This window comes from Cupriavidus sp. PET2-C1 (assembly GCF_054515855.1).
Window position 1 is genome coordinate 2567718 of sequence record NZ_CM137260.1, and the last position, 26368, is coordinate 2594085.

Sequence of the window (26368 nt, forward strand, 5' to 3'; positions counted from 1 at the left end):
TCCTTATCGTATCGGGTGCTTCATGTCTTTCCATAACAATATCCAGATCAAAACTCTGCTGCGTGGCGCAATGGCAATGTTGTCGCTACTTCTGATGCTGGTTGGCGGCGTTGGCCTGTATGGCATGTCGCACAGCAATGACGCGCTTCAGGAAACCTATGGTAACCAGCTGGCTTCGTCGCAAGCGCTGGGCGAGACCATGCTTGGCATGACGCGCATGCGCCTGGCCCTCGATCGCGGCGTCATGCCGGGCGACGGAGATGATGCCAAGGCGGTGGTGGACCGTTCGATGGTATTCGTCGACAGTGCCGAGGCGGCCTGGAAGCGATACTCTGCGCTGCCGCAGGACGCCGAAGAAAAGGCGCTGGCCACCGAGTTTGCCCGCAAGCGCCAGGAATTCATGGAAAAGGGCATCCTGCCCGTGCAAAAAGCCTTGCGGGAGAACAACACGGACACGGCACTCAAGATTGCCAAGAAGGACTTGCCCGATCTGCAGCGCAGCATGGCGACCGCCTACGAGGCACTGCAGGCATTCCAGTACCGTTCCGGCGAGTCCAATTTCAATGACGCCCAGGCCCGCTTCCAGCGCGTGCGTGTGCTCTGCTTCCTGCTGATCGCCTTTGGCCTGGTGGTGGCCGCGCTGTGCACGGCTACCCTGCAGCGGGCCATTGTCCGGCCGGTGGAGGAAGCCCTGGCGGTATTCGAGCGGATCGCCGCGGGTGACCTGACCTCGCGTATCACCAATGTGTCGCGCAATGAGGTGGGCCGCATGATGCAGGCACTGGTCGCCATGCAGGAAAGCCTGTCGAACATTGTCTCGCAGGTGCGCGGCGGCACCGACTCGATCGCCTCGGCCACGCAGCAGATCGCCACCGGCAATCTCGATTTGTCGCAGCGTACCGAAGAGCAGGCCTCGTCGCTCGAGGAGACCGCTGCCAGCATGGAAGAGCTGACTTCGGCCGTGCGCCAGAATTCGGACAACGCGCGCCAGGCCGGCGTGCTGGCCAGCGACGCTTCGCAGATCGCGCTCAAGGGCGGCGACGTGGTGGGCCGCGTGGTCGATACGATGAACGAGATCAATGGCTCGTCGCGCAAGGTGGTCGAGATCATCGCCGTGATCGAAGGCATTGCCTTCCAGACCAACATCCTGGCGCTGAACGCCGCGGTGGAAGCCGCGCGCGCCGGCGAGCAAGGCCGTGGCTTCGCGGTGGTGGCAGGCGAGGTGCGCACCCTGGCGCAGCGCTCGGCCGCCGCCGCCAAGGAGATCGAGGCGCTGATCAGCGAATCCGGCCAGCGCGTGGAAAGCGGCACCAAGCTGGTCGCCGAAGCCGGCCAGACCATGGGTGAGATCGTCAATGCGGTCAAGCGCGTCACCGACATCATGAACGAGATCAGCGCGGCCACGCAGGAACAGACCAGCGGCATCGAGCAGGTCAACCAGGCGGTCACGCAGATGGATCAGGTCACCCAGCAGAATGCCGCGCTGGTGGAAGAGGCCGCGGCGGCAGCCGGCGCCCTGGAAGAGCAAGCGCAGAAGCTCAATGGCGTGGTGTCGGTGTTCCGCCTTTCGGGCAGCCACGTGATGGCAGCGCAGCCGCCGGCAACGCGCGTCCCCGTGGCCGCCAAGGCCGCGGCGAGCCGTTCGCCCGGGCGCAAGCCGGCCCTGCCGGCGAGCCCGCGCACGCCGGTCCTGCACCAGGCACGCGCAGCGCGTTCGGCCGTCCCGGCAATGGCTTCGGCCAACGCTGGCGGCGACGACTGGAGCGCGTTCTGAGCCATGGTTGAACGTTTGCCGCCGTTTTCATCACCGGGGAAGCGCGTGTGATGCGATGATGCGGGTTTTGCGCCCGCATCGCCTGGATCGTCGCGCCATCGCCCCCAATTTTTGCGCAGCTTCCCTATTGACATGAGTGCTAGCCTTCTGCTGCTCGCTGCCCTATCCGGCCTCGCGGTCGGGTTGGGGATACGTGCAGCCAAGCCGGACCGGGAGCTGCCTAGCGGGCCGGCCCGATCGCTGCAATGGGCGGTCTTGCTGCTCTCCCCTGCTTCCGTCGGCCTGCCGTTATGGGTCGCGCTGGGTTCCGGCAGTCTGCGCGTCACGCACGACGTGGCGCAGACCGCGGCGGCACTCGCCGCGACCGCCGCACTCACGCTTGCCATTCCCTGGCTGCGCCGCAACGTGCAACTGCGTGGCGCAGCGCTGGCGATGACGCTGGCCGGCGCCGGCGTGGTGGTGGCTGCCGGCATGCGCCTGAGCACCCTGTGCGCAGAGGCCCCGCACCCGTCCGCCCTTTGCCTGAATCCCGGCAGGTTCATGCCGCCGGCCTGGGTGGCGGCGGGCGCGCTGCTTTTGCTGCCGCTGGGACTCTTCGCCCTGCGCCGCGCCAGCCTGCCCGGATGGCGGCTGGCCAGCAGCGGCAATTTCGCCAGCCCGCAGAGCCGTGCCCTGGACGAGATGTTCGAGGACCATCCGCCCGGCACCGGCGGCCCGACCGTGCCGATGCGGCGCCGCGGCCGTATCCCGGGCCGCCTGACCGTGCGCACGACCGCGCGCGGGCATGGCACGGTCGGGGAGTACAGCGTCAGCACGGACCTTCCGGACCGCACCGGCTTTGCGCGCTGGCTCGACCAGTCGATCGCCCAGGCGCGCCTGGCCGAGACCAGCTGCGCCGTGCTGCTGGTGCATATCGCCGATTTTCGCGAGGTCGACGAGGTCTTCGAAGTGCGCGCCGACGATATCCTGGCGCAGGATGCCGGGGCGCTGGCCCAGGCGGCGCTGGAGCCGCACGACTTCCTGGCGCGCCTGGCGCGCGACGAGTTCGCGGTCGGCGTGCCGGAGATGGTGCACCAGAGCCGCGCCAATGAGCTGGGCGCGCGCCTGCTGGGCTCGCTCGCGGAGTTCGTGGCCGCGCGTGGCCTGCAGATGCAGATCGGCGTGAACATCGGCATCGCCATCTACCCGCGCGATGCGCAAACCTCCGAGGCCCTGATGCAGGCGGCACGCGTGAGCCTGAGCGAGGCGCGCGAGAGCGGCTCGAACCAGGTGCGCGTATTCAACTCGGCAGCCGGCGAACGCGCCCGGCGCATGCGGGTGATCCGCCGCGACCTGTGGCTGGCCATCCAGGACGACGGCCTCGCCTTGCAGTACCAGCCGAAGTTCGACGTGCACCAGCGTACCGTGATCGGCGCCGAGGCTCTATGCCGCTGGCGCCATCCGACCCTGGGGCAGGTCAATCCCGCCGAGTTCATCACGGTGGCGGAGCAATCCGGGCAGATCGACAAGCTCGACGACTGGGTGATCGCCACGGTCTGCCGGCAGATCCGCCAGTGGCAGGACGATGGCATCCCGGTGGTGCCGGTGGCCATCAACGTCTCCGGCTTGCGCTTTGCCAGCCGCGACTTCCCGCAGTACCTGCTCGAGCAGATCCACCAGCATGACATCCCGCCATCGGCTGTCACGCTCGAGATCACAGAGACCGCGGCGATGAAGGACATCGCCCAATCGCTGGAGACGCTGCTGGAGCTGCAGGCGCTGGGCATCCACGTGGCGCTGGACGACTTTGGCAGTGGCTATTCAAGCCTCGGTTATCTCAAGCGCTTGCGGGTCGGGACGTTGAAGATCGATCGGACCTTGATTGGCGGGCTGGATGTCGACGCGCAGGGCCGGGCCATTGTCGGGTCGATGGTGGCGCTGGCGCACGAGCTGAAGATGCGGGTGGTGGCGGAAGGCGTGGAGTCGCATTCGCAACTGGATATCCTGGCGGGGATGGGGTGTGACGAGGCGCAGGGGTATTTGCTGTCGCATCCCTTGGACCCGGTCACGTTTGCCAATTTGTTATCGGGCGCGTGAGGCGAATCGAGCGGATCGGGCGGATCGAGCGAATGACGCCTCGCCGTCAAACCTCACTTTCTGGGCGTGAAAGGCTCCGGTAACGCGCCTCCAGGCGGAAACAGCGCCAAAAGCCGGGTAAACCGCCCGCTCTCGGGCACCAGCAAGGCAAACCGGGTCTCGCAATGATGCCCTGTAACGGCCCCAAGCCGGCGCAACTGCTGGCTGCAGCTAACCAGCGACGGCAGCCCGCGCGGCAGGTAGATGCTCGCCAGCAGCGCCTCCGGCTCGATCCGCGTGCGGCCATGGAAGCGCGCCAGCTGCATCAGCAGCTCATCCGACATGCCGGCCTCGCTGCTGGTGTCCAGGTGCAAGGGCAGGCCAATGGCGTCGCGATTGGCCACCGTCTGCACATCCCGCCAGTTCAGAGGCATGGGCCCGTCGCTGAGCACCGGCGCGAACAGCACCGAAGCCAGCAGCTGCAGGGTGCGCGGCAGCGCCTCGGCGGTGGTCGGCACGATAGGCCCGCAGCCAGTGGCGGCATGTGGCAGGCCGTCGACCAGCAATGTGAGCACAAGGCGATCGGGATGGCGCAGGGAGCGCAGGCGTTGGGCGGTGGTAGCGTTGATCTGCCGCTCCACGATCACAATCTGCGCATCGGCCGGCTGGCGCGGGCGCCGCGATACCCAGTGCAGGCATCCACCAAAGTCCGGCAGCGACGCCAGCAATGCGTCCGGGGCGCCCTGGACGAAGACGGTGAGCTTGTCGGGTTGGCGCGGGTCAGGGGTATCCCGTTTGCTCCACTGCGGGCCTGGCAAGTTCGACATGATCACGTTCCGATGGTATTGCAGTGCCTCAGTCGCGGGTAGCGCAGGCGTGCCATGGCCCGCCGGTGCGCGGGCCATTTTACGGCGAGGCCGTAGTATGCCCACCCGCCGCCGCCAGATGCACCCCATGCTCGTGGGGTAACAAATGCCACAAATGCCGCCGATCGACGCAACCGTACTACGGATTCGGCCGCCGCTGCCGATATGCCCCAAAGGGGCGTTGTTTGCACCGGCCACGCCAGTCGCGCATCGCCGTACACCGCAGCCCCGTCCGCAGGAACATCGGTCCACCGTGCCAGAACGCCGGCTTTGTGGACTCACCATCGTGCCGTCAACGGAGCCGCTATGTCTTTGCCTCATATTCTAGTCGTCGATGATTCTCCCTCCTTGCGCCGCATGATCGGCGCCTGCCTGCGCGCCGGGGGCTACGGCGTGTCCGAAGCCGCCGATGGCGACGAGGCGCTGGCGCTGGCACTCGACGCTAGCTTCGGCATGCTGGTGACCGACCAGGTGATGCCGGGAACGGACGGCCTGACCCTGATCCGCACGCTGCGTGCGAAACCTGCCTATGCCGCCATCCCGATGCTGATGCTGAGCACCGAGGCCGACAGCCAGGTGCGCGAGCAGGCTCGCGTGGCAGGCGCGTCCGGCTTCCTGGCCAAGCCGTTCGATCCGGATCAGCTGATGGAAGCCGTGAATGCACTGCTAGACCCCTCCAAGGTAGGGTAAATGCCTTGGCATTGTTGCCCTTCAGTCACGTCCAGGACTGCCGTTAAGAGGTAAACGATATTCGTGCCTCGTCGCAGGCTGAGTCTCGGCCTGGCTGCCCGCCCGCGGGCCGGCCGGCTGCGGCTTTGGCAGCGCCGCATGGCCGGTCATTGCAGCGGGAGCCAGCAAATGAAAGCCGGGAACAAGACAGAGGGCACGGGGGAAGAGTTCCTCGCGTTCAGGTTGGGCGGCGAGGAATACGGCGTCGACATCCTCAAGGTGCAGGAGATCCGTGGCTATGAGAACGTCACGCAGATTGCCAATGCGCCAGCCTATCTCAAGGGCGTGGTCAACCTGCGCGGGATCATCGTCCCGATCATCGACCTGCGCATCAAATTTCGCCAGGACAAGGTCAACTACGACCAGTACACGGTCGTGATCATCGCCGACCTGCACGATCGCACCACCGGCATCGTGGTGGACGGCGTGTCCGACGTGCTGACGCTGGCCCCGGGCCAGATCCGGCAGGCGCCCCAGCTGTCCGGCGAGACGGACTACATCCGCGGCATCGGCTCGGTCGAAAGCCGCATGCTGATCCTGGTCGACATCGAGAAACTGCTAGACACCGAAGAACTCGCGGCCATCGAGGCAGCCGCGGCCACCTGAGGCGGCCGCACGTAGCGAGAGTCCGATCCATGCAGTCTTCCATCCATGCGAAATAATCAACCCGTTACCTCCCGAGAGTACAAGCTCTCCGCAGACGATTACCTGATCTCCAGGACCGACCTGAAGGGTCGCATCACGTTCGCCAACCGTGCCTTTATCGAGGCCAGCGGATTCGCGGCGGAGGAATTGCTCGGCGCCGCGCACAACCTGGTCCGCCATCCGGACATGCCGCCGGAGGCATTCGCCGACCTGTGGAAGACCATCCAGGCCGGACGCTCGTGGGTCGGCATCGTCAAGAACCGCCGCAAGGACGGTGATTTCTACTGGGTCAGTGCCACGGTGACGCCAACGGTCGTCGATGGCCAGCTGGTGGGCTACACCTCGGTGCGTTCGATGCCGCAGCGCGGGCAGGTCGAGGCAGCAGACGCCGCCTACGCACGCCTGCGCGAGAGCGGTGGCTCGGGCCTGGCCGTGCGCGACGGTGCCGTGGTACGCCGGGGCCTGGCGGGGCTGCCGGCACGCCTGGGCAAGATCACGCTCAAGCGGCGCATCCTGCTGTCGCAGGCGGCGGGCCTGGTGTGGTTCCTCGCGGCGCTGCTGGCCTTCGAGGTGCTGGCCGGGGCAGAAGCCATGAGCCAGTTGCGGCCCTGGCTGTGGGGCGGCTTCGGGCTGGCGGTCGCGTCATCCTTTATCGGCGGCACGCTGCTGCTGGCACGCGTGAACCGGCCGGTGCAGGACATGCTCGACTTTGCCTTGCGCATGGGCGCGGGCGATCTCACCACGCGCCTGGACTACCGCGCAAGCGACGAGGTGGGGGCGCTGGCGCGTGCCATGCGCACGATGCAGCGCAGCTTGCTGTCGGTGGTGGGCGAGATCCAGGAGGGCATGGCGAGCATTTCCACGGCCACGCGGCAGGTGGCCGCGGGCAACAGCGACCTGTCGCAGCGCACCGAACAGCAGGCGGCCTCGCTGGAAGAAACCGCATCGAGCATGGAAGAGCTGACCAGCACGGTGCGCCAGAACGCGGACAACGCGCGCCAGGCCAGCGGCCTGGCGGCCAACGCCTCCGAGATCGCCGTCAAGGGCGGCGAAGTCGTAGGCCGCGTGGTGCAGACCATGGACGACATCAATGGTGCATCGAAGAAGATCGTCGACATCATCGGCGTGATCGAAGGCATTGCCTTCCAGACCAATATCCTGGCGCTGAACGCGGCAGTGGAAGCCGCGCGCGCCGGCGAACAAGGCCGGGGCTTCGCCGTGGTGGCCGGCGAGGTGCGCGGGCTGGCACAGCGCAGCGCGAACGCGGCCAAGGAAATCAAGGGCCTGATCGGCGACACGGTGGCACGGGTGGACAACGGCTCGGCGCTGGTGGGCCAGGCCGGACTGACCATGGGCGAGATCGTGCAGGCGGTCAAGAGCGTGACGGACATCATGGGCGAGATCAGCGCGGCGTCCGCCGAGCAGAGCTCGGGCATCGAGCAGGTCAACAAGGCCGTGGCCCAGATGGACGAGGTGACGCAGCAAAACGCGGCACTGGTGGAGCAGGCCGCGGCCGCGGCCGGCGCGCTGGAAGACCAGGCCGGGCGCCTGCGCGATGCGGTGGCCACCTTCCGCGTCAGCTTGCGCCCTGAAGCACGGCCCGCGCGCGCCCGCCAAGGCGACGCGCAGCATCTGGCGCAAGCCTGAAAAGTGAAAGAGATCAAGCAGTGTCGAGGCAATCAGCCTGAAAGCATGTTCAAAAAAAAGAAGAAGTAGCGCCTGTCGTGCGCACCGCCGGCAACCCGCCGGCAGCGGACAGATGAGGCCCCCGGTCAAGTCATTCAGAAAAAAGAGGTAGTCTGCATGCAATGGTTCAATCAGCTCCGCGTCACGACCAAGCTGGTCGTTGGCTTTCTGGTCGTGTCGCTTATCGGCGCGGTGATGGGTCTGCTGGGCGTCATCAATATGGGACGCATGACGGACTGGACCAGCAGGATTTATCACGGCGACCTGCAGGCGCTCAAGGCGGTGCAGAGCGGCAACATCGACCTGCTCTATGCCAGCCGCGCGCAGATTGCGCTGCTGTCGGCTTCGACCATGGGCGAGCGCGCCGCCGAGAAAGAGCAGATCGAAAAGTCGCTGGTCCTGCTCGACGAGAGCGTGAAGCGTGCGCGCCCGGCGTTCAGCCAGTCCGAGGGGATTGCCCTCGTCAAGCAGTTCGACGCCCTGCTGCCGGCCTACCGTGAGCGCCTGGGCAAGTATGTGGCGCTCGTCAGCAAGCAGCCGCTCGATACCTCGCAGTTTGAAAGCCAGGTCTTTAGCGAAAGCGCCGACCTGATCAAGGATAGCCGCGCGCTCGAAGACGTGATGGCAAAGATGGTCAAGCGCCGCGACGATCGCGCGCTGGGCAACATGGACGAGGCACGTGGCGTCTACGAAAGCTCCCGCCTGTGGATGCTGGGCCTGGTGCTGGGTGGCCTGGCAGTCTCGGTGCTGCTGGGCGCGCTCCTGGCCCGTACGCTGTCGCGCCAGCTGGGCGGCGAGCCAGCCTACGCGGTGGCCATCGCCTCGCGTATCGCCGAGGGCGATTTTTCGGCCGACGTGAAGCTGCGTGCGGGCGACAAGGGCAGCCTGCTGCACGCCATGAAGCAGATGCAGCAGCAACTTTCGGCCATGGTGCGCGACTTCAAGGATTCCGCGGAATCGATCGCATCCGCCTCGCGTGAGATCGCCGCGGGCAACAGCGACCTGTCGCAGCGCACCGAACAGCAGGCGGCCTCGCTGGAAGAAACCGCATCGAGCATGGAAGAGCTGACCAGCACGGTGCGCCAGAACGCGGACAACGCGCGCCAGGCCAGCGGCCTGGCGGCCAACGCCTCCGAGACCGCGGTCAAGGGTGGCGAAGTGGTGGGCCGCGTGGTGAAGACCATGGACGAGATCAACGATGCCTCCAAGAAGATCGTCGACATCATCGGCGTGATCGAAGGCATTGCCTTCCAGACCAATATCCTGGCACTGAACGCGGCAGTGGAAGCCGCGCGCGCCGGCGAGCAGGGCCGGGGCTTTGCGGTGGTGGCCGGCGAGGTGCGCAGCCTGGCGCAGCGCAGCGCGAACGCGGCCAAGGAAATCAAGGGCCTGATCGGCGACACGGTGGCGCGGGTGGACAACGGCTCGGCGCTGGTGGGCCAGGCCGGGCACACCATGGGTGAGATCGTGCAGGCGGTCAAGCGCGTGACGGACATCATGGGCGAGATCAGCGCGGCGTCCGCCGAGCAGAGCTCGGGCATCGAGCAAGTCAACAAGGCCGTGGCCCAGATGGACGAGGTGACGCAGCAGAACGCGGCGCTGGTCGAGGAGGCCGCGGCTGCCGCCGGTTCGCTGGAAGACCAGGCTACGCGCCTGCAATCCTCGGTAGCCAGCTTCCGCCTGGCCGAGGCGGATGCCTTTGCCGGCTCCCGCGCGCAAGCGCCGCAGCCCAAGGTGATCGCTGCGTCCAAGGCCAAGCCCAAGCGCATGGAGCCGTCGGCGCCGGCCGCCCGCCACGAAGAGTCCGGCCACGCCGAGCCCGCACCGGTGGACAAGGCTGAGCGCGAGGGCGGACGTGAAGCGCCTGCGCCGGTTACGGCACGCGCCGCACGTCCTGCAGCCCTGGCCACCTCGGAAAGCGGCGATTGGAGCGCTTTCTGACGGCGAACAAGATGCCCCCGCCGTCAGCGGCGTAGCCAGACCTGCACATCATGACTACTGAAATCACCCTGGCGCTGCCCGAAGAAGCCGCGGCCAAGCTGCGCGCCGAGTTCGAGCACTTCGTCAAGCTCTCGACCGGGCTGGACAACGAGTTCACGCCGCCCGCCTTCGATGACTTCCTGCGGGCGCGCCTGCTGCACCATGACGGCCCGCTGACCGAGCGTGCCGTCACGCGGCTGCTCTCGGGTGGGGAGTACGCCTGGGCCAAGCGCGTGTTCAACAAGCAGCTGCCCAATGCCATGGCAACCCTGATGCGCGACGCGCAGCGCTATGGCTATGGCCTGGCGGTGCGCTACGAGTGGACGCCCCAGGAACGCCTTGCGCACGCCCGTGACTGGTCCCGGCAGATACTGGAGGACGCCGGGGCCGACCTGGCCTTTACCGATCCCCTGGCATCCCAGCTGGCTACCTCGGCGGTGGATATCCGCACGCTTGAGGAGCAGATGCAGACACCGGCATGGCGCGTCGCGGAAAGCCTGCGCCGCCGGGTCTACGACCTCATGTACATGGTGCAGACTGAACGCACCACCAGCACGGCACGCTCGCGGCTGGGCGAGCTGCGCGCGTTGCTGGGGCTATCGATGGACTACGGCACTGTGAGTGCCGAAGAGGCTGCGCGCGTGATGGAGCAGGTGGAGCAAACCTGCTCGCATCTGTTCCGCGAAGAGCCCGACGACCTGTTTGCACGGGTGGCTGCATGGCTGCGCAGGGTCCTAGTGCAGTGAGTCCGGCCCGTCAATAGAGGAATGCGACTAGTACACCCTCTGAAGGGCCGACCCGACACGCCATTTTAGAGTTTTCCCTCTGTTACATACGCGTAACAGTTTTGATGCAAATCACATGACAAGGAGATGTCTGTTACAAACTTCGAATCCCATGTATGTTTCATGCGACATTGCTGTACCCCAACGTAAGAGGGGATTGGCAGTCTGCTCAAATTGCCGATATAACTCTGTCAGTCGCACTTACACTCTGTAACATTTGTAACGTTTCAGATAGGTCTGACCAAGCGCAGTTCCGTAGTTGTACGCAGTACCCGTCGAACACGCACTCAAACGATCTGGTCGCCTTCAGCCTTCGGCTGCGGGTAAGCGCCGGACAAGCGGTCGAAGGGTTTTTGGTAGCGGGGAAAAATTGGAAAGCAGTGAAGTTCTCCAGGAGATCAGGGAGGTCAATCTCGCCTATCTGCTGCTCGCGCAACGCCTGGTGCGCGAAAATCATCTGGAAGCCATGTTCAGGCTTGGCGTCAGCAAGGAAATTGCCGACATTCTCGCCAAGTTGACACCGGCCCAGCTTGTCAAACTGGCAGCATCAAACATGGTCCTATGCCGTTTTCGGTTCGACGACCATGCCTTGCTGTCGACGCTCACCCATACGGCCAAGAGCCACGATATGCAGCAGATCCATGCTGCGATCCTGCTCGCACGGCAGCCCGTGGAGTCGCTCAATTGACCGCGCTTCTGCAGGCCCCGTCAGCCCGGAGTACCACGGCCACTCCCGTCCCCAATCGCAAGAGCGTCCTGCAGGATGCCAACCAGACCCAGCTCGCCATTGAGCTGATCGGCCTGGGTGCGCGCCTGCAAGTCCTCGAAGCCGAGACCACGCTCTCGCGCGATCGCCTGATCCGCCTCTACAAGGAGCTGCGCGGCGCCTCGCCGCCCAAGGGCATGCTGCCCTTCTCGACCGACTGGTTCACCACCTGGTTGCCAAACATCCATTCCTCGCTGTTCTTCTCGGCCTATCAGTTCATGGTCCAGCAGGGCGAGACGGTTGGCATCCGCGGCGTGGTGGCAGCCTATCGGCTCTATCTGGAGCACGTATCGCTGCTCGAAAGCGAAATTGTCTTAAGTTTCACCCGTGCCTGGACGTTAGTACGGTTTTTCGAGAGCAACATGCTGCAGCTTTCCAGCTGCACCTGCTGCGGCGGGCGTTTCGTGACGCACGCGTACGAGCCGCATGCGAATTTCGTATGCAGCCTGTGCCGTCCGCCCTCGCGTGCCGGCAAAGCCAAGAAGCTCTCGAAGGACATCGCACCAGCGCAAGCTGTCGCCTGACTGAAATCCTTGGGTCGATAGGGCACTAAGTCTTCAAGTCTTGCCGTCTTCAGTCGTTAAGTCTTAAGACGGACAGACTTCAGGACCCAAGGCTTCAAGGCCCGATAGTCCCAAGGTCTCAGATCCGATGGCAGCCTGCGTGACAGGTGAGCCCTGCCAAGGCAGGCGGTATATCCGCCTGGCTGGAGGGGTGACTCTTGTGCGTGCCTGACGCGTGTTTTTCTGACGGGGAATCAATCGTGCTAGTTGTAATTGGCTTTGTTGTCGTGATAGTGGCGGTGCTTGGTGGATACGCCATGACCGGCGGCCATATGGGCGCGCTTTATCAACCGGCAGAGCTTGTCATCATTGGGGGCGCCGCGATCGGCGCGTTCATCAGCTCCAATAATGGCAAGGCTATCAAGGCCACCATGCGCGTGCTGCCGACACTGTTTCGCAGCAGCAAGTACAGCAAGGCGCTGTACATGGAAGTCATGGCGCTGCTCTATGTCCTGCTGTCCAAGGCCCGCCGCGAAGGCATCCTGTTCCTCGAGAAGGAAATCGCGGATCCGGCGGCCAGCAGCGTGTTCAGCCAGTATCCGCGCATCCTTGCCGACCCGGGAATGATGGAGTTCCTGACGGACTACCTGCGCATGATGGTCAACGGCAATATGAACGCCTTCGAGATCGAGACCTTGATGGATCACGAGATCGAGACCTTCCGCCACGAGGCCGAGGTGCCGGCGCATGCGCTGACCCGGATCGGCGACGGATTGCCCGCCTTCGGCATTGTCGCCGCGGTGATGGGCGTGGTGCACGCGCTGGCCTCGGCAGACCTGCCGCCGGCCGAACTGGGCGCGCTGATTGCCCACGCCATGGTCGGCACCTTCCTCGGCATCTTGCTCGCCTACGGCTTTGTCTCGCCGCTGGCGGCGCGGGTCGAGCACCAGGTGGACGAAACCGTGAAGATGTACGAGTGCATCAAGGTCACGCTGCTGGCTTCGCTCAATGGGTATGCACCGCTGGTGGCGGTGGAGTTCGGCCGCAAGGTGCTGTACTCGACCGAGCGGCCATCCTTCCTCGAACTGGACGACCACGTCCGCGAAGTCAAGAGCATCACCTGACGAAGAGGAGCGACAGCGATGAGCAGTGAGCACGGTGCGCACCCCATTGTCGTCAAACGCATCAAGAAGAGCAGCGCCGGGCATCATGGCGGATCGTGGAAGATCGCCTACGCCGACTTCATGACGGCAATGATGGCGCTGTTCCTTGTGCTTTGGCTGCTGAAGGCTGCCCAGCCCAAGGACCTGGTGCAATTGGCAGAGTATTTCCGCACGCCGCTGAAAGTGGCCATTGCGGGCGGCAACAAGAGCAGCATGTCTTCCAGCGTGATCCCGGGCGGCGGCACGGACGTGACCCGCCAGGACGCGGAAGTCAGGAAGACGCCTGAAGACGCCACCGAAAAGGCCAAGGAACGCCAGGAAGCCGAGCGCCTGCGCTCGCTCAAGAAGCGCCTTGAGCAGATCATCGAGAACAACCCGGTGCTGCGCCAGTTCCGCCCCCAGTTGTTGCTCGATATCACCAGCGAAGGCTTGCGTATCCAGATCCTGGATACGCAGAACCGGCCGATGTTCCGTACCGGCAGCGCCGCGGTCGAGCCGTATATGCGCACCATCCTGCGCGAGATCGGCCCGGTGCTCAACGAGATGCCCAACAAGGTCAGCCTGTCCGGCCATACCGACTCCGCCAACTATTCCAATGGCGAGCGCACGTATAGCAACTGGGAGCTGTCCTCGGACCGCTCCAATGCCTCCCGGCGCGAGCTGATTGCCGGCGGCATGAACGAGGGCAAGGTGCTGCGCGTGATCGGCCTGGCCGCGACCATGCCGCTCGACAAGAAGGACGATCTCGCGCCGGTGAATCGCCGCATCAGCATCGTGGTGCTGAACCAGCGCGCACAAGCGCGGATCGAGGCTGAGAATGCCAGCGCCGCCGAGGTTTCGATCGCAGCAAAGGCCGGTGAAGCCGGCCAGGAAGTGCAGGCAGGCCTGGCGGCCGCCTCCGCCCCCGCAACCGCAGTCGCGCCGGCCGCTTCGGCCGCCCCGGCTGCGGCTGCGCCGGGCAACGCCGCCGCGGCCCCGGCCAAGCCGGGCAGAGTTCAATGAAGGCCGCCTGCCATGCCGGCAGCGGGCTTCGCAGCAAAATTCAGTGAGCCAGGACGGTTATGTCTGTCGATATCGATATCACGCAGTTCTACCAGACCTTTTTCGAGGAGGCGGAAGAGCTCCTCGTGGAAATGGAGCAGCTGCTGCTCGGGCTGGATCTCGAATCCCCCGATGCGGAAGAGCTCAACGCGATCTTTCGCGCGGCGCACTCTATCAAGGGTGGCGCGGCCACGTTCGGCTTCGCCGCCCTGACCGAAACCACGCACCTGCTGGAAAACCTGCTTGACCGTACGCGGCGGCGGGAACTGGCGTTGTCCCGGACCATCATCGACACTTTTCTGGAAACCAAGGACGTGTTGCAAGATCAGCTCAACGCCTACCGTAACGGTACGGAACCCGATCCGGAAACGCTGGCGCGCATCTGCGCCGTTCTTCAGCAACTGGCGCTCGAGGCTGCGGGCGGCACGCCGGCAGCGGCGCCCGCCCCGGCGCCTGTCGCCGCAGCGGCAACCGTGGCAGCCGCGGCGCCTGCGAGCGCCGGCGGCGGCCTGAAGGTGACGCTGGTCAAGGTGTCGCCCTCGGACCAGGCGCTGTTGCGCGAGGAACTCGCCAACCTGGGCGAGATCACCGGCCAGAAGGAAGAGGGCGGCGATCTCACCGTGTGGCTGTCGAGCCAGTGCAGCGCCGACGACATCATCGCGGTATGCTGCTTCGTCGTCGATGGCGACCAGATCGTCGTGGAAGCGGCGGATGCGCCGGCTCCGGCCGCAGCGCCGGCAGCAGCCGAGCCGGTAGCTGCGGCTGCTGCGCCGGCCGCCGCCGCACCGGCGCAGGCCCCAGCCGCGCCCGCCAAGGAAAAAGCCAAGGCACCGCCCGCCGCGGCCGCACACGCGCAGGAGAACGGCTCCATCCGCGTGCCCACCGAAAAGGTGGACCAGATCATCAACCTGGTGGGCGAACTGGTCATCACGCAATCGATGCTGGCGCAGACCGCATCCGCGCTCGATCCGGTGCTGTTCGACCGCTTGTTCTCCGGCATGGGCCAGCTCGAGCGCAATGCGCGCGACCTGCAGGAAGCGGTGATGTCGATCCGCATGATGCCGATGGACTACGTCTTCTCGCGCTTCCCGCGCCTGGTGCGCGACCTGGCCGGCAAGCTGGGCAAGCAGATCGACCTGATTACCTTCGGCAAGGCCACCGAGCTCGACAAGAGCCTGATCGAACGCATCATCGACCCGCTGACCCACCTGGTGCGCAACAGCCTGGACCACGGCATCGAGACACCGGACTTGCGCGTTGCCGCGGGCAAGGAACCCACCGGGCAGCTGATCCTGTCGGCCCAGCACCACGGCGGCAACATCGTCATTGAAGTGAGCGACGACGGCGGTGGCTTGCGCCGCGACAAGATCCTCGCCAAGGCGCTGCAGAATGGCCTGCCGGTGTCAGAGAACATCAGCGACGATGAAGTCTGGCAACTGATCTTCGCGCCAGGCTTCTCCACTGCCGAAGCGGTGACCGACCTGTCCGGCCGCGGCGTGGGCATGGACGTGGTCAAGCGGAACATCCAGGAAATGGGCGGCCACGTCGAGGTTACCTCGCGTCCCGGCCAGGGCACCACCACCCGCATCGTGCTGCCGCTGACGCTGGCGATCCTGGACGGCATGTCCGTCAAGGTGGGCGCCGAGACCTTCATCCTGCCGCTGAACTGCGTGATGGAGTCGCTGCAGCCCAAGCCGGAAGACGTGCACACGGCCGCCAACAACGACCGCGTGATGCATGTGCGCGGCGAGTACCTCCCGCTGCTGGAACTGCACCGCGTGTTCAACGTGGCCGAAGCCGTGCACGAGCCGACCCAGGGCATCGCCGTGATCCTGCAGGCCGAAGGCAAGCGCTTCGCGCTGCTGGTGGACCAATTGATCGGCCAGCACCAGGTCGTGCTGAAGAATCTCGAAACCAACTACCGCAAGGTGCCTTGCATTTCCGCCGCCACCATCCTTGGCGACGGCAGCGTGGCACTGATCGTGGACGTCGGCGCGCTGCAGCGCACCGGAGTGCGCCGCCAAGACCCGGCGCTTGCTTAACGCTCAGGAGAACAAGACATCATGGCCGGCATCGGACACATCGATACCCCCGGGAGCGAAGCTTCTGGGCAGGAGTTCCTGGTTTTCACGCTGGGAAGCGAAGAGTATGGCATCGACATTCTCAAGGTGCAGGAGATCCGCGGCTACGACGCCGTGACCCGCCTGGCGAATGCGCCTGACTTCATCAAGGGCGTGACCAATCTGCGCGGCGTGATCGTGCCGATCGTGGACCTGCGCCTCAAGTTCCGCCTGGGCAACGTGCGCTATGACCACCAGACCGTGGTCATCATCCTCAATATCGCCGGCCGTGTGGTTGGCATCGTGGTGGATGGCGTATCGGACGTGCTGACCCTGACCGGCGAAGCCATCAAGCCGGCGCCGGAGTTCGGCGTCTCGGTTTCCAACGATCACCTGACCGGCCTTGGCACTGTCGACGGCCGCATGCTGATCCTGATCGACATCGAGAAGCTGATGACCAGTGCCGAAATGGAACTGGTCGAAGCCGAGCTCGCCTGATCCCGACCGGATCCGCCTGAGTTCGCCAAAGCAAGCCCCAGCAAGACCACGGCCAAAAGCCCCGCAACACATGACGCAGCCTCGCCCAACCGCCTTTGCCGCCGGCCCGCAATCGGCGCAGCCCGCTTCCCTGCGGCGCGACGAGCCGCGTGACTTCCTGCTGACCGAGCGGGACTTCGAGAAGATCCGCGCGATGATTCATCGCCGCGCGGGCATCTCGCTTGGCAGCCACAAGCGAGAGATGGTGTACAGCCGGCTGGCGCGACGCCTGCGCACGCTGCAGCTGGTCGATTTCGGCACTTACCTGGCGATGCTGGACGCCGATGACGGCTCGGACGAGTGGGAGTTCTTTACCAACGCGCTCACCACCAACCTGACGTCGTTCTTCCGCGAAGCCCATCACTTCCCCTTGCTGGCGGAGCACGCCAAGAAGACCGGCCGGCCCTACTCGGTATGGTGCTCGGCCGCGTCCACCGGCGAGGAGCCCTACTCGATCGCCATCACGCTGGCCGAAGCGCTCGGCGAGCGCGCCGCCACCGTGCTGGCCACCGATATCGACACCCAGGTGCTGGCCAAGGCCCGCTCCGGTGTCTATACGGCCGAGCAGGTGAGCAAGCTCTCGCCGGAGCGGCTCAAGCGCTTCTTTCTCAAGGGCACCGGCCAGCGCGCCGGCGCGGTCAAGGTCAAGCCGGAACTGGCGGGCACCATCAGTTTCGAGCCGCTGAACCTGCTGGCGCCGGACTGGGGGATTCGCGAGAAGTTCGACGCGATCTTCTGCCGCAACGTGATGATCTATTTCGACAAGCCTACCCAGGGCAAGATCCTGGAGCGCTTCGTGCCGCTGCTCAAGCCGCACGGGCTGCTGTTCGCGGGCCACTCCGAGAATTTCTCCTACGTGACGCGTGCCTTCCAGCTGCGCGGGCAGACTGTCTATGAACTGGCGCCGCAGTCGGCCCGGCTGGGAGGATCGTGATGCGCACGCCCCAATTGCCGGAGGCGATCGCCACCCGCAGTTACTTCGACCGTGAATTCGGCAAGCAAGCCATCAAGCTGCTGCCCAACGAGTATTACGTGACCCGCGAAGACGTGGTGCTGACCACGGTGCTCGGTTCGTGCGTAGCGGCATGCATCCGCGATGAGACGGCCGGGGTAGGGGGCATGAACCATTTCATGCTGCCGGATGACGATGGCGTGGGCGCCGACCGGCTGCTGTCCGCGTCGATGCGCTACGGCTGCTACGCGCTGGAAGTGCTGGTCAACGAACTGCTGAAGATGGGCGCGCGGCGCGAGCGGCTCGAAGCCAAGGTGTTTGGCGGCGGCGCGGTGCTGGCCAACATGACCACGCTCAACATCGGCGACCGCAATGCGGAGTTCGTGATCCGTTACCTGAAGACCGAAGGGATCCGGCTGGCCGCGCAAGACCTGCGCGGCCCGCATGCGCGCCGGGTCAGCTATTTCCCGCTTACCGGGCTGGCGCTGGTGCGCCGGCTCACGCGCCAGGACGACCAGGTGGTGGTCGAGCGCAACGAACGCGCGCTGGCACGCGCCATTGCCAACTCCGCGACGACGCCCGCACAGGGCGGCGCGGAACTGTTTTCACGGCGTGCACCATCGGCTGCCGTTTCCTGATACGACAAGGACTTTTTCCAGACATGACTGCGGCCAAGATCAAGGTATTGTGCGTGGACGACTCCGCGCTGATACGCAGCCTGATGACGGAGATCATCAACAGCCAGAGCGATATGGAGGTGGTAGGCACTGCCCCCGATCCGCTGGTGGCGCGCGACCTGATCAAGCGCCTGAATCCGGATGTACTGACGCTGGACGTGGAAATGCCGCGCATGGACGGGCTGGATTTTCTCGAGCGGCTGATGCGCCTGCGCCCGATGCCGGTGCTGATGGTATCGTCGCTGACCGAGCGCGGCTCGGAAATCACGATGCGCGCGCTGGAACTCGGCGCGGTGGATTTCGTCACCAAGCCCAAGCTCGGCATCCGCGACGGCCTGATGGATTACACCGACACCATCGCCGACAAGATCCGCGCCGCGTCGCGCGCACGCATCCGCAGCAACGCACCCGCCAGCGGGGAAGCGGCAGCGCCGGCGGCCCCGATGCTGCGCAGCCCGTTGCTGTCCACGGAAAAGCTGATCATCGTGGGGGCGTCCACCGGCGGCACCGAGGCCATCAAGGAATTCCTGATGCCGATGCCGCCCGATTGCCCCGCCGTGCTGATCGTCCAGCATATGCCAGCCGGCTTCACGCGTTCGTTCGCGCAGCGCCTGGACGGCCTGTGCCGGATCACGGTCAAGGAAGCGGAGCACGGCGAGCGCGTGTTGCCCGGCTACGCTTATATCGCCCCGGGAGACTCGCACCTGCTGCTCGCGCGCAGCGGGGCCAACTATGTGGCCCACCTGTCGCAGGAGCCGGCGGTCAACCGCCACCGGCCGTCGGTGGAAGTGCTGTTCGACTCGGCCGCCAGGCATGCCGGCAAGAATGCCATCGGCGTGATGCTGACGGGCATGGGCAAGGACGGGGCGCAAGGCATGCTGCGCATGCGCGAGGCCGGTGCTTATAACCTGGCGCAGGACGAGAGCAGTTGCATCGTATTCGGCATGCCCAAGGAGGCGATTGCCGCCGGCGGGGTGCATGAGGTAGTACCGCTGCACGCGATGAGCCAGCGCGTGATGGCACGCCTGGCCACCTTCGGGACACGCGCGCAGCGAGTTTGACAGGGCACAAGCGCTGGCCCGGCCGCATACCGGCGGGGCCAGCGCAAGTATTGCAGCAACTTTCCACAACTGTATTGGAGCCGTTAGAGTGGACAAGAACATGAAGATCCTGGTGGTCGATGACTTCCCCACCATGCGTCGCATCATCCGCAACCTGCTTAAGGAACTGGGCTTTGCCAACGTCGAGGAAGCCGAAGACGGCGCCGCGGGCCTGGACAAAGTCAAGGACGGCAGCTTCCAGTTCGTCATTTCCGACTGGAACATGCCGAACATGGACGGCCTGAGCATGCTGCAGGCGATTCGCGCCGAAGGGGCGCTCGCCAAGCTGCCGGTACTGATGGTGACGGCCGAGGCCAAGAAGGAAAACATCATCGCCGCGGCACAGGCCGGCGCGAACGGCTATGTGGTCAAGCCGTTCACGGCCGCGACGCTCGACGAGAAGATTACCAAGATCTTCGAGAAGCTGGCGAAGGAAGGGGCATAAGGTGGGCGATATGTCGACGACTCCGACGCTAAGCAACGAATCTGCCGAGCAGCTGTTCCAGCGCATTGGCGCCCTGACACGGATGCTGCGCGACAACATGCGCGAATTGGGGCTCGACAAGGAAATCGAGCGCGCCGCGCAGGCCATCCCCGACGCGCGTGACCGCCTGAGCTATATCGCCTCCATGACCGAGCAGGCTGCCGAGCGCACGCTGACCGCGGTGGAGCTGGCGCAGCCGATCCAGTCCGGCATGGAGAAGCAGGCCGAGGCGCTCGACAAGCGCTGGGAAGCCTGGTTCGAAACGCCGGTGGAGCTGGGAGACGCGCGCGAGCTCGTGCTCGACACCCGCGCCTTCCTGACGGACGTGCCGCAGCAGGCCCGCGCCACCGGCAGCCACCTGCTCGACATCATGATGGCGCAGGACTTCCAGGACCTGACCGGCCAGGTCATCAAGAAGATGATGGACATGATCCACTCCCTGGAGCAGGAACTGCTGCAGGTGCTGATCGACAATGTCCCGGCCGATCGCCGCGTGGAAGCGCCGGCCACGTTGATGAACGGGCCGCAGGTGAACCCCGAAGGCAAGGCCGACGTGGTCTCGGACCAGTCACAGGTCGACGACCTGCTCGCCAGCCTGGGCTTCTGATCGCCAGGCACGGACCGCGGCGCCGCTAGCGGCGCCGCGCCGTCCCGCGTGCGCCCCTTCCCCGGGGTGCACTGCCGGAGCGCCCCCGCCGCCAAGGCGAGGGCTGCGCATCGCGCATGCCGGCCCTCCCGCGTGCGCCGCGCGCCCCGCCCAAGCGCCGCCATCGCGCAAACAGCGCCAGAATCCCAGTCCTATTCCGGCTAATGCCCGCCGGTTTCCGCTCCGATAATCGATCCTGACGAACGGCCGCATGCCGCTTCGTAACGGAGCGGCCATGTCCGAAGAAAGCGATCTCGAGAAAACCGAACCTGCCTCAGCGCGGCGCCTGGAAAAGGCGCGCGAAGAGGGGCAGGTCGTGCGTTCGCGCGAGCTCGCCACGCTGATCATGCTGATGAGTGGCGTAGTGGGCCTGTCGACGCTGGGCGGCACGCTTGCCAACAAGCTCGATGCCGTGTTGCACGCCAGCCTGGCTTTCGAGCCGGCGATTGCCTTCGACACCACGCGCATGATGTCGCGCTTTGGCATCGCGGTCTGGGAGGGCCTGCTGGCCTTCCTGCCGCTGCTGCTGTTCTTTGGCGCGGCAGCGCTGGCCGGCCCCATGCTGCTGGGCGGCTGGATGTTCTCCGCCAAGTCCTTCGCCCCGGATTTCTCCCGCCTCTCGCCGCTCAAGGGGCTGGGCCGGTTGTTCTCCTCGCAGTCGCTGGTGGAGCTGACCAAGGCCATTGCCAAGGCGCTGCTGGTTGGCAGCGTGGCCGGCTGGGTGTTGTGGCGGCGGTTGCCCGAGGCCATCGCGCTGATGAGCGCGCCGATCCACGAAGCGCTGCTGCACATGCTGGAGATGGTGCTGAGCGGCACCGCGATGGTGGCGGGTTCGCTGGTGCTGGTGGCCGCGCTCGACGTGCCCTGGCAGTACTGGACCTTCTACAAGAAGCTGCGCATGACCAAGGAAGAGGTCAAGCAGGAGCACAAGGACAGCGATGGCGACCCGCACATCAAGGCGCGCATCCGCCAGCAGCAACGTGCCATGGCCAAGCGCCGCATGATGTCCGAAGTGCCCAAGGCGGATGTGGTGGTCACCAACCCCACCCACTTCGCCGTGGCGCTGCGCTACGAAGAAGGCCGCATGAGCGCGCCGCGCGTGGTCGCCAAGGGCAGTGACGCGATTGCCGCGCGCATTCGCGAGATTGCCGTCGAGAACGGCGTGCCGTTGCTGTCCGCGCCGCCGCTGGCGCGCGCGCTGCATCGTCACGTCGAGCTGGGCAGGGAAATCCCTGCCGGCCTGTACACCTCCGTGGCCGAAGTCCTGGCCTGGGTCTATCAACTGAAGCACTGGCACCACAGCAGCGGCCCGCATCCGGCGGCACCCTCCGATCTGCTGGTGCCTGACGAGTTAGCCGTACCGGAAAGCCAAGCATGAACGCATTGACCTCGCTGTTCAAACTGCCGGGGGGCCAGACAGGCGGGCAGATGAAGGCCCTGGCCGGCCCGTTGCTGATCATCATGATCCTCGGCATGATGATCCTGCCGCTGCCGCCCTTTATCCTGGATCTGCTGTTCACGTTCAACATCGCCCTGTCGATCATGGTGCTGCTGGTGGGCATGTACACCCAGAAGGCGCTGGACTTCGCCGCCTTCCCGGCGGTGCTGCTGTTCACCACGCTGCTGCGGCTGTCGCTCAACGTGGCCTCGACCCGGGTCGTGCTGATGGAAGGGCACACCGGGCCGGATGCCGCGGGCAAGGTGATCGAGGCCTTCGGCCACTTCCTGGTCGGCGGCAACTTCGCGGTGGGCATCGTGGTGTTCGCGATCCTGGTGGTGATCAACTTCATGGTCATCACCAAGGGCGCGGGGCGTATCGCCGAAGTTGGCGCGCGCTTCATGCTCGACGCCATGCCCGGCAAGCAGATGGCGATCGACGCCGACCTCAACGCCGGCCTGATCAATGAAGACGGCGCCAAGAAGCGTCGTGCCGAGGTCTCGCAGGAATCGGACTTCTACGGCGCGATGGACGGCGCCAGCAAGTTCGTGCGCGGCGATGCCGTGGCGGGTCTGATGATCATGTTCATCAACGTCGGCGCCGGCATGGTGGTGGGCATGGTGCAGCATGACCTGGACTTCGCCACCGCGGTGCGCAACTACACGCTGCTGACCATCGGCGATGGCCTGGTCGCGCAGATCCCGGCGCTGGTGATTTCCACCGCCGCGGGTGTGATCGTCTCGCGGGTCTCCAATGAGCAGGACGTGGGCCAGCAGCTGACCGGCCAGCTGTTCTCCAATCCGCGCGTGCTCTACCTGACCGGCGCCATCATTGGCATGATGGGCATCATCCCGGGCATGCCGCACTTCGCCTTCCTGGCCTTTGCCGGCGCGCTGGTGTGGTTCGGCCGCTACGTGGCACGCCGCGACGTGGCGCAGGCGCAGGAAAAGAAGCGCGAGGACCGTACCCCCACAGTGGCGCCTGAATCGACCGAAGCCAGCTGGGACGATGTCACCCTGGTCGATCCGCTCGGCATGGAAGTGGGCTATCGCCTGATCCCGCTGGTGGACCGCGCGCAGAACGGCGAGCTCCTCGGGCGCATCAAGAGCATCCGCAAGAAGGTGGCGCAGGAGATCGGCTTCCTGGTGCCCGTGGTGCATATCCGCGACAACCTGGAGCTCAAGCCCAACGCCTACCGCATCACGCTCAAGGGCGTGGAGATCGGCCGCGGCGAAGCCGCGCCCGGGCAGTGGATGGCGATCAACCCCGGCCAGGTGTCCGGCGCGCTGCCGGGCACGCCCAGCCAGGACCCGGCCTTCGGCCTGCCCGCGGTGTGGATCGAGAGCGGCCTCAAGGAGCAGGCACAGACCTACGGCTACACCGTGGTGGACGCAAGCACGGTAGTGGCGACTCACCTCAACCACCTGATCCACATACACGCGGCCGAGTTGCTTGGCCGCCAGGAAGTGCAGGCGCTGCTCGACCGCATCGCCAAGGAATCTCCCAAGCTCACCGAAGACCTGGTTCCCAAGGTCATCACGCTCACCGCGCTGCAAAAGATCCTGCAGAACCTGCTGGACGAAAGCGTGCCGATCCGCGACATGCGCACCGTGCTGGACGTGGTGGCCGAGCACGCGCCCAAGGTCAGCGATCCCAACGAGCTCACCTCGCTGGTGCGCATGGCGCTGGGCCGCGCCATCACCCAGCAGTGGTTCCCCAACGGCGCCGACCTCCAGGTCATCGGCCTTGACGCTGGCTTGGAACGCGTGCTGTCACAGGCGCTCACTAACGGCGGCGGCATCGAGCCGGGCCTGGCCGATGCGCTGCTGCAGCAGACGCACGGCGCGGTGACCAGGCAAGAACAGCTGGGGCTGGATCCGGTGCTGCTGGTGCCGCATCCGCTGCGCCCGTTGCTGGCGCGCTTCCTGCGCCGGACCATGCCGCAACTCAAGGTGCTCTCGCATGCCGAGGTGCCGGACAACCGAAATATCAGGATCACCGCCATGATCGGTGGCACAGCGTGAGGGGTTTCGCAAAATGAGCGTAGCTAAATTCGTGGCGGCCAATGGCCGCGAGGCCTTGCGCCAGGTGCGCGAGGCGATGGGGCCGGATGCCGTGGTGCTGTCCAACCGCACCGTCGAAGGGGGGGTGGAGATTGTCGCGATGCGCGACACCGATCTCGGCGCCATCTCCAGCAACGCGCCCGTGTTCACGCCGCCGCCGGCTGCCGCGGTCGCCGTCGACGGCGCCCTTGGCGACTTGCGCGGCGAGCTGCAGACCATGCGCGCCATGATGGAGCGCCAGTTCTCCGGCGTGGGCACGCACAGCCTGCCGTCGATCGGCGGAGACCCGTTGCGCGATTCGCTGTTTACCTGGTTAGTGACCGCTGGCTTCTCCGGGCAGCTCGCCCGTTCGCTGCTGGGTCACTTGCCGCTGGGCCATGACCGGCCCGCCGCCATGACCTGGATCCGCCAGGAGCTTGCGCGCAAGGTGCCGGTGCTGAACGACGAAGATGCGCTCTTCGCCCAGGGCGGCGTGCTGGCGCTGGTGGGCCCCACCGGCGTGGGCAAGACCACCACCACCGCCAAGCTGGCCGCGCGCTTCGTGCTCAAGCACGGCCCGGAACGCCTGGCGCTCCTGACCACCGACACGTTCCGGATTGGCGCGCACGAGCAATTGCGCATCTATGGCGACATCCTTGGCGTGCCCGTGCATGCGGTCAAGGACGCGGCCGACCTGCGCTTCGCGCTGGCGGCGCTGACCGAGAAGCACCTGGTGATCATCGACACCGTGGGCATGAGCCAGCGCGACCGCAACCTGTCCGAGCAGATCGCCATGCTGGCCGGCGTGCAGGCGCCGGTGCAGCGCATCCTGCTGCTCAACGGCGCCAGCCACGGCGACACGCTCAACGAAGTCGTCCACGCCTACCGTCACGATGCCACGCCCGACGGCGGCATCGACGGCTGCATCGTCAGCAAGCTGGATGAGGCCACGCACCTGGGCTCCGTGCTCGACGTGGTGATCCGCCACCGCTTGCCGGTGTACTACGCTTCCACCGGCCAGCGCGTGCCCGAGCACCTTGAGCTCGCCAACGGCGCGGCCCTTGTCGAGCGCGCCTTCCAGACGCCGCGCCGCGGCTCGGTGTTTGCCGACGCGGAAGCCGCGCGCCGCGCCATGCCCGCGCAGGACGACAGCGAAGCCGCGCGCGCGGCCAGCCCAGGCGGCGCCGACGGCATGCTGCGCTCGCTCGCCGACAGCGCCAACGCGGTGGGCGATTGCGTGGAGCAACTGAACGCTGGCAGCTATAGCTTTGAACTGGTCCGCTCGCTGTGGCAGCAACGCAATGAGAGCGCACCCTCGCCGCGCCTGATGGCGCAGCAAGTGCGCGAGGCCGCCTGCCGCGACCTCGCCCGCCATTGCGACCGCTTCGTGCTGTCGCTGAGCGCAACGGTGGCCGCACCGGTGGCGGGACGGCGCGCGCCGCGCCCATGGCAGCACACGCTGTTCCTGGCGGACCGCGACGGCCTGCCGCTGGCGGCCGCTGCCGCACCCGCAGGCCGCACCGGCCCGGCGCTGCAAGGCGGCCAGGGCGGATGGGAAGCCGATGCCGCCACGCTGTGCGCCGCCATCGCCGCCGCCCGTACCGTGGTCAACGTACTCGACGCCATGCCTGCCGCCCCCGTGCTGGCACGCTGGCAGCAAGCTGGCGAGCGCTGGCTGGCTACCGCACGCAAGACCACCCGCGTGGCCAGCGGCGGTGCCGCCGTCAAGCTCGATGCGCTGGCCGAGACGCTGACCTTCCACGCCGTGCATGACATGGACTATCGCGGCCGCGATGCGGTGCAGTGGATCGCGCAATGCCCGGTGCGCGTGCTCGAAGGCCAGGCCCGCGGCGCCCGCTCCGCCGCCGAGGGCGGCACCGATGCCGGCTTGCTGGTGTCGCGCGTGGTCGACCGCGAGAACGGCCAGACGCTCGCCGTGCACTACCTGCTGTGCGACCCGGCGCTGTCGGCCGAGGGCGCGCAACTAGCACGCTGGGCCCGCTGGGCCGAAGCCGGCGAAGCGCAACTGCGCACGCTGCGCCATGCGCTGGACCACCTGGGCCAAGGCGACGGCGGCAATGAACCCGCACAGGCCGAAGCGCAGGCCTGCGCCCGCTTGCTCGCGCTGCAGATGGGTGTGGCCGCGCTGCGCCTCGAGCAGGCCTGCGATGATTCGGTCGCTGCATTCCTGGCGCGGCTGACCGGCCGCGCGCCGGCTCGCCAGGCTTGCGGCGCCGCTGTGCTGGTCGAAGGCATCGGCCGTTTGCTGGCCTTGCTCGACGTGCTGGAAAACTATCCCGCCCGCAGCGGCCGCGCCACGCAGCCCGCCGTTCAGGAAGCGCCGGAGCAGACGTTCCAACTGGGCGTCGCCGGGGGCCAGCTCGAGGCGCGCATGAGCGCAAGCCGCGTGTTCGAGACGCTGGCGCAGGGAGAATAAGC

The 26368-nt window shown here is 66.1% G+C and carries 22 protein-coding genes; 21 read left to right on the plus strand and 1 reads right to left on the minus strand.

Features of this window, described 5'->3' with window-relative positions:
- The first annotated feature begins 22 nt into the window (after positions 1 to 22).
- Both ACX12D_RS31485 and ACX12D_RS31490 read left to right on the plus strand, forming a co-directional pair.
- Positions 23 to 1774 (plus strand): methyl-accepting chemotaxis protein, encoded by a 1752-nt coding sequence (locus ACX12D_RS31485; RefSeq protein WP_459374915.1) that lies wholly within the window; start codon positions 23 to 25, stop codon positions 1772 to 1774.
- 132 nt (positions 1775 to 1906) lie between these two features.
- A complete protein-coding gene (locus ACX12D_RS31490; protein WP_459374916.1) occupies positions 1907 to 3850 on the plus strand; it encodes a putative bifunctional diguanylate cyclase/phosphodiesterase in 1944 nt (647 codons plus the stop codon).
- A gap of 53 nt (positions 3851 to 3903) precedes the next feature.
- Here ACX12D_RS31490 and ACX12D_RS31495 read toward each other — a convergent pair whose 3' ends face one another.
- Positions 3904 to 4656 carry a hypothetical protein gene (locus ACX12D_RS31495; RefSeq protein WP_459374917.1) on the minus strand — a complete coding sequence of 251 codons (753 nt, stop codon included), beginning with the start codon at positions 4654 to 4656 and terminating at the stop codon, positions 3904 to 3906.
- Between the two features lie 345 nt (positions 4657 to 5001).
- Here ACX12D_RS31495 and ACX12D_RS31500 point away from each other — a divergent pair, with 345 nt between their 5' ends.
- From ACX12D_RS31500 to flhF, 19 genes are all read left to right on the plus strand, one after another.
- Positions 5002 to 5385 (plus strand): response regulator, encoded by a 384-nt coding sequence (locus ACX12D_RS31500; RefSeq protein WP_441639105.1) that lies wholly within the window; start codon positions 5002 to 5004, stop codon positions 5383 to 5385.
- Positions 5386 to 5553: 168 nt separating this feature from the next.
- Complete coding sequence (locus ACX12D_RS31505) at positions 5554 to 6030, plus strand: chemotaxis protein CheW (protein WP_441639107.1); 477 nt, start codon at positions 5554 to 5556, stop codon at positions 6028 to 6030.
- A 45-nt stretch (positions 6031 to 6075) separates the two neighbouring features.
- Positions 6076 to 7716 (plus strand): methyl-accepting chemotaxis protein, encoded by a 1641-nt coding sequence (locus tag ACX12D_RS31510; protein ID WP_459374918.1) that lies wholly within the window; start codon positions 6076 to 6078, stop codon positions 7714 to 7716.
- Positions 7717 to 7872: 156 nt separating this feature from the next.
- The gene (locus tag ACX12D_RS31515) at positions 7873 to 9696 is read left to right on the plus strand and encodes a methyl-accepting chemotaxis protein (protein ID WP_459374919.1); all 1824 of its coding nucleotides are present in this window, start codon (positions 7873 to 7875) and stop codon (positions 9694 to 9696) included.
- A gap of 50 nt (positions 9697 to 9746) precedes the next feature.
- Complete coding sequence (locus ACX12D_RS31520) at positions 9747 to 10481, plus strand: DUF4088 family protein (protein ID WP_459374920.1); 735 nt, start codon at positions 9747 to 9749, stop codon at positions 10479 to 10481.
- Between the two features lie 409 nt (positions 10482 to 10890).
- Entirely contained in the window at positions 10891 to 11208 is a 318-nt protein-coding gene (flhD, locus tag ACX12D_RS31525; RefSeq protein ID WP_006162633.1) for a flagellar transcriptional regulator FlhD, read from the plus strand.
- Positions 11205 to 11810 carry a flagellar transcriptional regulator FlhC gene (gene flhC / locus ACX12D_RS31530; RefSeq protein WP_183033935.1) on the plus strand — a complete coding sequence of 202 codons (606 nt, stop codon included), beginning with the start codon at positions 11205 to 11207 and terminating at the stop codon, positions 11808 to 11810. The genes flhD and flhC overlap by 4 nt, the downstream gene beginning before the upstream one ends.
- A 239-nt stretch (positions 11811 to 12049) precedes the next feature.
- Positions 12050 to 12913, plus strand: coding sequence for a flagellar motor stator protein MotA (gene motA, locus ACX12D_RS31535; protein WP_006162635.1), 864 nt, complete (start codon positions 12050 to 12052; stop codon positions 12911 to 12913).
- An 18-nt stretch (positions 12914 to 12931) separates the two neighbouring features.
- Positions 12932 to 13954, plus strand: coding sequence for a flagellar motor protein MotB (gene motB / locus ACX12D_RS31540; protein ID WP_459374921.1), 1023 nt, complete (start codon positions 12932 to 12934; stop codon positions 13952 to 13954).
- Between the two features lie 59 nt (positions 13955 to 14013).
- Positions 14014 to 16035 (plus strand): chemotaxis protein CheA, encoded by a 2022-nt coding sequence (gene cheA, locus ACX12D_RS31545; protein ID WP_459374922.1) that lies wholly within the window; start codon positions 14014 to 14016, stop codon positions 16033 to 16035.
- Positions 16036 to 16056: 21 nt separating this feature from the next.
- Entirely contained in the window at positions 16057 to 16551 is a 495-nt protein-coding gene (gene cheW, locus ACX12D_RS31550; RefSeq protein ID WP_006162638.1) for a chemotaxis protein CheW, read from the plus strand.
- A 70-nt stretch (positions 16552 to 16621) separates the two neighbouring features.
- Entirely contained in the window at positions 16622 to 17524 is a 903-nt protein-coding gene (locus ACX12D_RS31555; RefSeq protein ID WP_459374923.1) for a CheR family methyltransferase, read from the plus strand.
- A complete protein-coding gene (gene cheD, locus ACX12D_RS31560) occupies positions 17524 to 18180 on the plus strand; it encodes a chemoreceptor glutamine deamidase CheD (protein ID WP_441635686.1) in 657 nt (218 codons plus the stop codon). Before ACX12D_RS31555 ends, cheD begins: the two co-directional genes overlap by 1 nt.
- Positions 18181 to 18203: 23 nt before the next feature.
- Positions 18204 to 19280 carry a protein-glutamate methylesterase/protein-glutamine glutaminase gene (locus ACX12D_RS31565; protein WP_459374925.1) on the plus strand — a complete coding sequence of 359 codons (1077 nt, stop codon included), beginning with the start codon at positions 18204 to 18206 and terminating at the stop codon, positions 19278 to 19280.
- Positions 19281 to 19368: 88 nt separating this feature from the next.
- Positions 19369 to 19764 (plus strand): chemotaxis response regulator CheY, encoded by a 396-nt coding sequence (cheY, locus tag ACX12D_RS31570; protein ID WP_459374926.1) that lies wholly within the window; start codon positions 19369 to 19371, stop codon positions 19762 to 19764.
- Positions 19765 to 19774: 10 nt separating this feature from the next.
- Positions 19775 to 20410: a protein phosphatase CheZ gene (gene cheZ, locus ACX12D_RS31575; RefSeq protein ID WP_043358525.1), complete on the plus strand. Its 636-nt coding sequence runs from the start codon at positions 19775 to 19777 to the stop codon at positions 20408 to 20410.
- Between the two features lie 274 nt (positions 20411 to 20684).
- Complete coding sequence (gene flhB / locus ACX12D_RS31580) at positions 20685 to 21827, plus strand: flagellar biosynthesis protein FlhB (RefSeq protein WP_459374927.1); 1143 nt, start codon at positions 20685 to 20687, stop codon at positions 21825 to 21827.
- Positions 21824 to 23911 carry a flagellar biosynthesis protein FlhA gene (gene flhA, locus ACX12D_RS31585; protein ID WP_459374928.1) on the plus strand — a complete coding sequence of 696 codons (2088 nt, stop codon included), beginning with the start codon at positions 21824 to 21826 and terminating at the stop codon, positions 23909 to 23911. Before flhB ends, flhA begins: the two co-directional genes overlap by 4 nt.
- Positions 23912 to 23924: 13 nt before the next feature.
- A complete protein-coding gene (flhF, locus tag ACX12D_RS31590; RefSeq protein WP_459374929.1) occupies positions 23925 to 26366 on the plus strand; it encodes a flagellar biosynthesis protein FlhF in 2442 nt (813 codons plus the stop codon).
- Positions 26367 to 26368 lie beyond the last annotated feature (2 nt).

Bases quoted from the DNA above. Each gene is read 5' to 3' on its own strand.
- cheD (WP_441635686.1), top strand. From the start codon at position 17,524: ATGCGCACGCCCCAATTGCCGGAGGCGATCGCCACCCGCAGTTACTTC.
- flhB (WP_459374927.1), top strand. From the start codon at position 20,685: ATGTCCGAAGAAAGCGATCTCGAGAAAACCGAACCTGCCTCAGCGCGG.
- cheW (WP_006162638.1), top strand. From the start codon at position 16,057: ATGGCCGGCATCGGACACATCGATACCCCCGGGAGCGAAGCTTCTGGG.
- ACX12D_RS31565 (WP_459374925.1), top strand. From the start codon at position 18,204: ATGACTGCGGCCAAGATCAAGGTATTGTGCGTGGACGACTCCGCGCTG.
- ACX12D_RS31555 (WP_459374923.1), top strand. From the start codon at position 16,622: ATGACGCAGCCTCGCCCAACCGCCTTTGCCGCCGGCCCGCAATCGGCG.
- ACX12D_RS31485 (WP_459374915.1), top strand. From the start codon at position 23: ATGTCTTTCCATAACAATATCCAGATCAAAACTCTGCTGCGTGGCGCA.
- ACX12D_RS31520 (WP_459374920.1), top strand. From the start codon at position 9,747: ATGACTACTGAAATCACCCTGGCGCTGCCCGAAGAAGCCGCGGCCAAG.
- ACX12D_RS31495 (WP_459374917.1), bottom strand. From the start codon at position 4,656: ATGTCGAACTTGCCAGGCCCGCAGTGGAGCAAACGGGATACCCCTGAC.
- ACX12D_RS31510 (WP_459374918.1), top strand. From the start codon at position 6,076: ATGCGAAATAATCAACCCGTTACCTCCCGAGAGTACAAGCTCTCCGCA.
- flhA (WP_459374928.1), top strand. From the start codon at position 21,824: ATGAACGCATTGACCTCGCTGTTCAAACTGCCGGGGGGCCAGACAGGC.
- cheA (WP_459374922.1), top strand. From the start codon at position 14,014: ATGTCTGTCGATATCGATATCACGCAGTTCTACCAGACCTTTTTCGAG.
- motB (WP_459374921.1), top strand. From the start codon at position 12,932: ATGAGCAGTGAGCACGGTGCGCACCCCATTGTCGTCAAACGCATCAAG.
- ACX12D_RS31500 (WP_441639105.1), top strand. From the start codon at position 5,002: ATGTCTTTGCCTCATATTCTAGTCGTCGATGATTCTCCCTCCTTGCGC.
- flhF (WP_459374929.1), top strand. From the start codon at position 23,925: ATGAGCGTAGCTAAATTCGTGGCGGCCAATGGCCGCGAGGCCTTGCGC.
- ACX12D_RS31505 (WP_441639107.1), top strand. From the start codon at position 5,554: ATGAAAGCCGGGAACAAGACAGAGGGCACGGGGGAAGAGTTCCTCGCG.
- ACX12D_RS31515 (WP_459374919.1), top strand. From the start codon at position 7,873: ATGCAATGGTTCAATCAGCTCCGCGTCACGACCAAGCTGGTCGTTGGC.
- cheZ (WP_043358525.1), top strand. From the start codon at position 19,775: ATGTCGACGACTCCGACGCTAAGCAACGAATCTGCCGAGCAGCTGTTC.
- ACX12D_RS31490 (WP_459374916.1), top strand. From the start codon at position 1,907: ATGAGTGCTAGCCTTCTGCTGCTCGCTGCCCTATCCGGCCTCGCGGTC.